At 68.9% G+C, this 212-nt stretch carries 1 protein-coding gene; it reads right to left on the bottom strand.

Annotated features, from left to right (window positions below; genetic code table 11):
• Positions 1–212: thiamine pyrophosphate-dependent enzyme (locus AC559T_RS18675; protein WP_498869563.1), on the bottom strand; the 212-nt coding region annotated here is incomplete at both ends.

Raw genomic sequence — 212 nt, forward strand, 5'->3', positions numbered from 1 at the left:
GCGACGTGGATGACGGCGGTCTTTCCGCTGGCGTAGGCGCGCTTGATGGCGGGGGCGATGTCCTCGTCGCGCTCGACGTACTCGCCGTAGCAGCCGAAGCCCTCGGCCACCTTGTCCAGGCGGGTGTTCTTGCTCCAGTGGACGCCGGTCTCCAGCGAGCCCTGGCCGAAGGTGCGCTTGTAGACGCCGACCTCGAGGCCCCAGGCGTAGTC

It is taken from the genome of Frankia sp. Hr75.2 (assembly GCF_949319125.1).
In the GTDB taxonomy this organism is placed as follows: Bacteria; Actinomycetota; Actinomycetes; order Frankiales; family Frankiaceae; genus Parafrankia; species Parafrankia soli.